The sequence below is a fragment of the Nonomuraea rosea genome (assembly GCF_039539705.1).
Lineage (GTDB): Bacteria > Actinomycetota > Actinomycetes > Streptosporangiales > Streptosporangiaceae > Nonomuraea > Nonomuraea rosea.
Genome location: NZ_BAABDQ010000075.1, coordinates 24,783 through 32,158 on the forward strand (window position 1 = coordinate 24,783; position 7,376 = coordinate 32,158).

Genomic DNA, 7,376 nt, shown 5'->3' on the forward strand with positions numbered 1-7,376 from the left:
ATTAAAAGAGTGAAACGGCGAAAACATGGGCACTGTCGTTTCGCCGGGGTCCACTATGGCGCATGCCGCGATGGATGAACAATGCCACGCTTTCGGCGCACTAATGCGCGGCGTTCAACTGCGCCGAGGCCGCAGTTGAACGCTTGCGGTAGCGCACGGAACCCGGTCTCGCGCTGTGCGCTGGGGGTCAGGCTGTGCGATCAGCGTCATACGACCGGCTGCGCCAGGCTCTGCCGCAGTGGGGCCGGTTCATCGGCCTGCGGAGCCATCGGCACTGGCGCGACGGACAGGCCGAGCCAGTCCAGGGCGTGGTCGACATCGGCCGTGACGCGGATGGCGGAACGTTCCTCCTGCGTGAGAAATCCCTCGGCGACCACGTGGTCGAGCATGGCGATCAGCGGGTCGAAGAAGCCTCCCTGGTTGATGAGGACGATGGGTTTCTCATGGATGCGAAGCTGGTTCCAGGTGGCGACCTCCATCAGCTCGTCCAATGTGCCGAGCCCGCCGGGGAGCACCGCGAACCCCATGGACAGGTCGTACATGAGCGCTTTCCTCTCATGCATGGTCCGGACGACGTAGATGTTGCCGGACGCGAGGTCCGGCTTCTCCCGCTCAAACAGGTGGTGCGGAATCACACCTGTCACGGATCCGCCCGCTGTGGCGACGGCGCCGGCGACCGCCCCCATGATCCCAACGCCGCAGGCGCCGTAGACCAGCCCTGCGCCTCGTCGCACCAATGCCTCGCCGAGCTTCTCGGCTACATCAAGGTATTGCGCTTGGACGCCCGCGCGAGCACCGCAGAAGACGCCGATGGCCTTGCCGCGAGCAGGACTTTTCAATGACATATTTTTCTCCAAAACGAGTCCGATGAGTCAAGGCGGCCATTCCCCGAGAAGGAGACCTAGAATGTCCCGCCGTATCTTTCGTCGTAGGCGAGTACGGACTGCAACAGCACGTTCGCGCCCGCTATCAGATCGTCCTCGGCGCTGTGCTCCTCCGGTGTATGACTGATGCCGCCCTTACTGGGCACGAAGATCATGCCTACCGGTGCGATGCGTCCGATGACTTGCGCGTCGTGGCCGGCGCCGCTCGGAAGAGAGAGGTGGCTCAGGTCCAGGCTCTCGCTCGCCTCGACGATGACGTCACGCAGACCCAGGTCGCAAGCGACGGCGGCCACCCTGTACTGGTCCTCCACCTCGATCGCCGTAGCGGTGCTCATGGCGATCTCCAGGACTTCGCCCCGGAGCCGCGAGATCGCCTGCCGCATGGCGGCGTCGGATACGTCCCGCAGATCCACCTGCATCGTGACGAGCCCGGGTACGACGTTCCAGGCGTTGGGGGCCAGCGAGAGCGAGCCAACGGTGGCGACCCGCACCGGCCCGTTCGGGTAGGCGAGGTCGCGGACCGCGAGTATCACGTGCGCCGCCGCCACGAGCGCGTCCTGGCGTAGCTCCATCGGCGTGGTCCCGCCGTGCGAGGCCTTGCCGCGTACGGAGACCTCGAGAGTCGACCGGCCCGTGATGGCCTCCACCACGCCTATCGCCACGTTCCGGCTCTCGAGCACCGGCCCTTGTTCGATATGCAGCTCCAGATAGGCGGCCACCCGGTCCGCGCTCCACGCGGCCCGGTCGAGCTGACTGGCATCGCCGCCCATGTCGAAGAGCAGATCTGCCACGGGTCTGCCGCGATCGTCCACCGCGGCCAGATCAGCTTCGTCGAGCGCGCCTACCAGCGCGTGCGCACCCCACATCCCACGGGTGCCGAACGCGCCTTCCTCGTTGTTGAAAGCCACGACGGCCAGGGGGTGGGACAGCGGGGTGCCGTGATCGTTGAGCGCGCGGGCGACTTCTATGGCCGCCAGGACTCCATACGCACCGTCCAGGGCGCCCCCGTTGGGCACCGTGTCGATATGAGACCCGAGCATGAGAGCCGGCAGGTCCTGACGTTCGCCCGGCCGGTAGCCGATGAGATTGGCCGCGCTGTCGACGCAGGTCTGCAGCCCTGCGTCGATCATGAGGTCGCGAACCAGCTCTCGGCCGCGGGCATCCTCCGCGGTGAAGGCGAGTCTGCTGACGCCGCCGTCGGCCGTGGCGCCTATCGCGGCGAGGCTTCGTACACCGGCCAGTAACCGATCGCCGGCGACTCGCATGGTCCGGGCCGAACGCGTCGTTACTCTATCTCTCATGATTACCCACTAACCCGTTTCGATAGGCGACGGCGGCCATTTGCGGTCGGTCGATCTGTCGTCGGCGGCACCTGAAAACCGGCTACTGACCTTTGTTTCCTGGCCGGTTCGTCGCCGAGGAGGTCAGGCGTCCGGCCAGCTCGGCCAAGTCGCGGCTGTTCGGAATATCTGCTATCGCCAGGTCGAGACGGAGGTCTTTGTTGATCCTGAGGGCCATCCTGGTGGCCAGGATCGAGTCACCGCCCAGGGCTGCGAAGTTGTCCTCCACGCCTATCGGCGACACCCCGAGCAGGTCTTCCCAGATGGCGGCGAGCGCCAGCTCCATGGGGGTGCGGGGCGAGCTGAACGTGGTCGCCGCCTGTCCTCGCCGCTCCCGGGGATCGGGCAGAGCCTTGCGATCGACCTTTCCATTCGCGTTGAGCGGCACGGCGTCTATGGCGTGCAGCGCCGACGGCATCAGATAACCGGGCACCCGGTCGGCGAGATACGCCATGAGCTCTTCGGCGCTCACCTCTCCGCGGGGCACGTAGTAGCCGACCAGCCGGCGCTGGGAATTCGTGCCGAGAATCGCGGCCACGGACTGCGCGACGGACGGGTGCTCGGCCAGCACGGACTCGACCTCGCCCGGCTCGACCCGATAGCCGTTCAGCTTCACCTGGTCGTCGACCCTGCCCAGGAATTCCAGGTTTCCGTCCGGCAGCCATCTGCCCAGATCGCCGGTGCGATACATCCGGGCACCGATGCGGCCGCCGATGAAAGGATCCGGCAGGAAGCAACTCGCCGTCAGCGCCGGACGGCCGGCGTAGCCACGCACCACGCAGTCTCCGCCGATGTAGAGCTCTCCCGCGACGCCCACCGGCGCGGGATTCATCGCCGCGTCCAGCACGTACATCGTGGTGTTCGGAATGGCTTGCCCAATGGGGAGCAGATCGCGCTCGACGCGGCCCTGGGTATGGAAGACGCAGTTGCCCACCGAGGCCTCCGTCGGACCGTACTCATTGAGGACGACCGTGGCCGGGTCCAGCCGCCGCCAGTGGGCAAGATTGCGGCTGGGAAAGGCGTCGGCGCCGACGACGAGGGTGCCGGCGAGGTTCCTGGCCGCTGTCGGCCCGAGCGCTTCAGAAAGAAGGTCCAGGTGGCCCGGGGTCATCTTGATGAAATTGAACGGCGCCAGCCGCTCCAGCCGGGAGCCGAGTTCGTGGACCGGCAGCGTCTCCGGCAGCATGCAGACGCGTTCGCCCATGATCAGCGGGGTGTAGATGTTGGGCACGATCATGTCGAAGGAGAAAGAGGAGAACACCGGTGCCCCGCCGCTTCCTCGGCTCGCGTACTCCTCGACGCACCAGTTCAGATAGTTGACCAAGCCGGAATGCGGAACCTGGACGCCCTTCGGCCGGCCGGTCGATCCAGACGTGTAGATGACGTATGCCAGGTTGTCAGGCGTGCTCAGCGGGCCGAGGTCATGAGCGGGATGACGAAGAATATCCGCGGCCCGCGCATCGGTGCAGAGAACCCGCCAATCTCCCTTCGGAAGCCGTGCCGCGAAGCGCTCTTGGGTGACGACGAGGCCGGCCTGGGCGTCCTCAAGCAGAAAGCGAAGCCGTTCTTCCGGGTAGCTCGGGTCCAGCGGCAAGTAGGCGGCACCGGACTTGAGCACACCGAGCAAGGTGACGATCATGTCCGCGTCTCGCTCGGCATAGACGCCGACCAAGGTCTCCGGTCCGGCCCCGAGGTCGCGCAGCTCCCGCGCAAGCCGATTCGCCCTGGCATTGAGCTCGGTATAACTGAGCTCGGCTTCGTCGCTCAGCACCGCGAGCGCGTCCGGAGTCTTGACGACCTGCTGCTCGATGAGCTCGTGCACGCATCCCCGACGTGAATAGTCGCGGACCGGCCCGTTCCAGTCCACCAGCATGCGTTCTCTCTCCGCGGTGCTCAGCGGGGAAAAGACGTCATGCAGGCCGTCCGGTTCGGCCATCGCGGTCAGCGTCGCGAAATAATAGTCGCGGATCGTCGTCGCCTGCGCGTCGTCCAGCTTGCCTGACGGATAATCCAATGCCAAGGACAATCGCCCGGACCGGGAATCCTGGAGGAACCGCGTCGAGAGGGTGAAGTTGTTGGGCTCGATCCGATGCGTGATCGAAACGTCGATGGCGCTGCCGTCCAACCAGGTGTCGCCGTATTCAAACATGGAGTCGAACAGCTCGGCGCCGTCCAGGTCCGACGTAATCCGGGAAAGCGGGTATCGACCGTACGGGAGCATGTCCTCTCCGCGGCCGGACACCCGGCGCACCAGATCCAGCCATCGTCCTCCTGACACGTCCACCCGGAGCGGCAGGACGTTCAGGAAAAGGCCTCCGGCCGCATGGGAGGAAGGGCTGTGCATGGCCACTCCCGTGGCGACGTCACTGTCGCCGGTCAGCAAGCTCAGCACTTTCAGATGCGCCGCCAGCAGGACGTCTTTGACCGGCACGCCTGCCGTACGGCTCAGGTCGCGCAGCGCGTCGCCGATTCCGTCCGGGATGGGCGACTCGATCGACCTGTACGCGGTGGCGTCGCCGGCGCTCATCGGCGCGAAGGTCCGGGCAGCCGCCGCCGGCAAGGGCTTCGGGGCGTAGCCGAGGAGGTGATCCCGCCACCGCTTGCCGTGCTCCGCGCCGTCGATGGCCGCCCGCTCCGCGGAAATGAACGCCGGGAAGATTTCGGCAGGTGGAGCGGAGATCGCGGCATCCGAATCGGCAAGGAGGTCCACGTAACGGCGCAGCGTCTCGTCCAGTATGCGAAGCAGGCTCTCCCTGTCGAGAATCGCCTGGTGATGCATGACGGTCCACTGGAACTCATCCTCCGCCCAGCGGTGCAGCATGCAGCGCAGGAGTGGCGCCGTGGCGAGATCGAATGGCCGACGCCCTTCGGCGCGAAGCGCGGCGCGGAGATGCTGCTCCCGCTCCGGTTCTGAAACGCCCGGCAGATCGTGGACCTCGCGCGGCACCGTCGCCACCGCGTGCACGAGCTGCATCGCCTCGCCGTAGGTGGTCAGGTCGAAGGAGGTCCGTAGGACGGCATGTCTGTTCACCACGTCCTGGACGGCCTGATCGAACAACTCCAGGTCGAGCCCGGCCCCGCGCACGCGCAAACTGCAGGCATTCAGGTAAATTAATTCGGCTCCGCCTGACAGCGCGTGGTAGACGATGCCCAGCTGCAGCGCGGACATGGGATAGGCATCCGAAAGCGCATGGGGCAGCTTGGCGCGGTCCGCGCTTTTTACGAGCGAGAACGGTTCGAGTGCGGCAGTGCTGTCTGCCGGCCTGATCACCGCGGAAGTGTCCCTCATTCTCACACTCGCCTTTCACAGGTCCTGCGGGGACGACGATGCCGTTCGCAGGCGTACGCTGCGGCGCCCTCGTCCAATGACGTTCTCGAGGCGGAAAAGCCGCTGAGGCGGAGCTCGGCAAATTAAAAGAAAATGGTGACGCGGTGAAAGCATGAATCACCGGCCTGGGCATTGTCGTTTCGCCGGGGTCCACTATGGCGTATGCCGCGGCAAATGAACAATGCCGCACATTCGTCTGCGCAGGATCGCGATGCCGGCCAGGCATTCCCGCCGGATGCCAAAGTAAGTTTCGTGAAAGCCGCAGGCTGATGCGCGGCGTTCAACTGCGCTGGGGCCGCAGTTGAACGCTCTCGCGGAGGCGGTCGTCAGCGGTCGCGCATGGGGCGCAGGGTGGGCCTGGTGCTCTTCTCCTCGCCGAGCTGCTGCGCGAGGCTCGCGACCGTCGGGGCGTCGAACAGCGTACGAACCTGGATGTCCACCCCGAGCAGGGCGCGGACGCGGCTGACCAGGCGGACGGCGAGCAGGGAGTGGCCGCCGAGCTCGAAGAAGTCGTCATCCACGCCGACGCCTTCGACCCCGAGGACCTCGGTGAACGCGGCGCACAGCGCTTCTTCCCGTGGATTGGACGGCCCGCGTCCGGCGCCGGCCGTGGCGGCGAGATCGGGAGCGGGCAGAGCGCGGCGGTCCAGCTTGCCGTTCCCGGTCAGCGGCAACGCCTCCAGCACCACCCACGCCGACGGCACCATGTGCTCCGGCAACCGCTCGGCCGCGAACCTCCGCACGACGGACGGCAACTCCGTCACACTCTCCGCATCACCCGCCACCAGATACCCGACCAGCCGCACTTCCCCCTCCTGGCGAGCCACCACGACCACCTGATCCACCCCGGGACAGCCGGCCAGCACAGCGGTGACCTCACCCGGCTCCACCCGGAACCCACGGATCTTCACCTGATCGTCCACCCGGCCCGCGAACACCACCTCACCGTCGCCGGTCCAGCGGGCGCGGTCGCCGGTGCGATACATCCGCCCGTCCTCGAACGGACACGCCACGAACCGCTCAGCGGTGAGAGCCGCACGGCCGAGGTAACCACGGGCCAGCTGCGCACCGGCGATGTACAGCTCTCCGATGACACCCGGCGGCACGGGAGTGAGGTGATCGTCCAGCACATACAGGCTCGTGTTGGCGACCGGCGTGCCGACCGGGACCCGTCCTCCGTGCAGGCGGGTGGTGGCCACGCCGATCGTCGTCTCGGTCGGGCCGTAGTGGTTGAACACCGCACACCCACGCTGCTCGGCCACCGCCAGCAGCTCATCCACCCAACCCGGCGCGGCAGCCTCCCCGCCCAGCACCAACGACCGGCCAGGCAGCAACTCAGCCGACGCACCCAGAGCCGCCAGATGCGAAGGAACCATCTTCACGAAGTCGATGCGCCGCTCCCTCAACAAGGTGCCGAGCGCGACGGGATCGGTGGCCGCCTCCTCACCCACCACGTGCAACTGCCCACCCGTGGTCAGGCTGGCGAACACCACCGTGTTCCCCAGATCGGTCGCCTGACCCTGCACCAGCGCATACCGGCCACCATCCATACCAAGCCGACCAGGCACCGAACCCACATAATTGGCCAGCGCCGCCTGCGTCACCACCACACCCTTCGGCCGGCCCGTCGAACCAGAGGTGTAGATGACATACGCCGCCTGGAAACCGTGCACCACCCGCTCCGGCCGGATCGCGGCGGCGGCCGACAGGCGCAGCTTGGTGAACGTGTCATCCAGCACCAGCATCCGCGCCCGCCCCGACGGCAACTCCTCCGCGATCTCCTCACTCGTAACCGTCAGCACCGCACGACTGTCAGCCAGCAGG

4 protein-coding genes are annotated in these 7,376 nt (G+C 66.6%); all 4 read right to left on the reverse strand.

Annotated features, from left to right (window positions below; all coding sequences use genetic code 11):
* Positions 1-206 precede the first annotated feature (206 nt).
* Complete coding sequence (locus ABEA43_RS65720) at positions 207-857, reverse strand: LOG family protein (RefSeq protein WP_345580419.1); 651 nt, start codon at positions 855-857, stop codon at positions 207-209.
* A gap of 44 nt (positions 858-901) precedes the next feature.
* Entirely contained in the window at positions 902-2,149 is a 1,248-nt protein-coding gene (locus ABEA43_RS65725; protein ID WP_345580422.1) for a Zn-dependent hydrolase, read from the reverse strand.
* A 118-nt stretch (positions 2,150-2,267) separates the two neighbouring features.
* Complete coding sequence (locus ABEA43_RS65730; RefSeq protein ID WP_345580425.1) at positions 2,268-5,495, reverse strand: non-ribosomal peptide synthetase; 3,228 nt, start codon at positions 5,493-5,495, stop codon at positions 2,268-2,270.
* 383 nt (positions 5,496-5,878) lie between these two features.
* On the reverse strand, positions 5,879-7,376 hold a 1,498-nt coding region (locus tag ABEA43_RS65735), incomplete at its 5' end, for a non-ribosomal peptide synthetase (protein ID WP_345580428.1).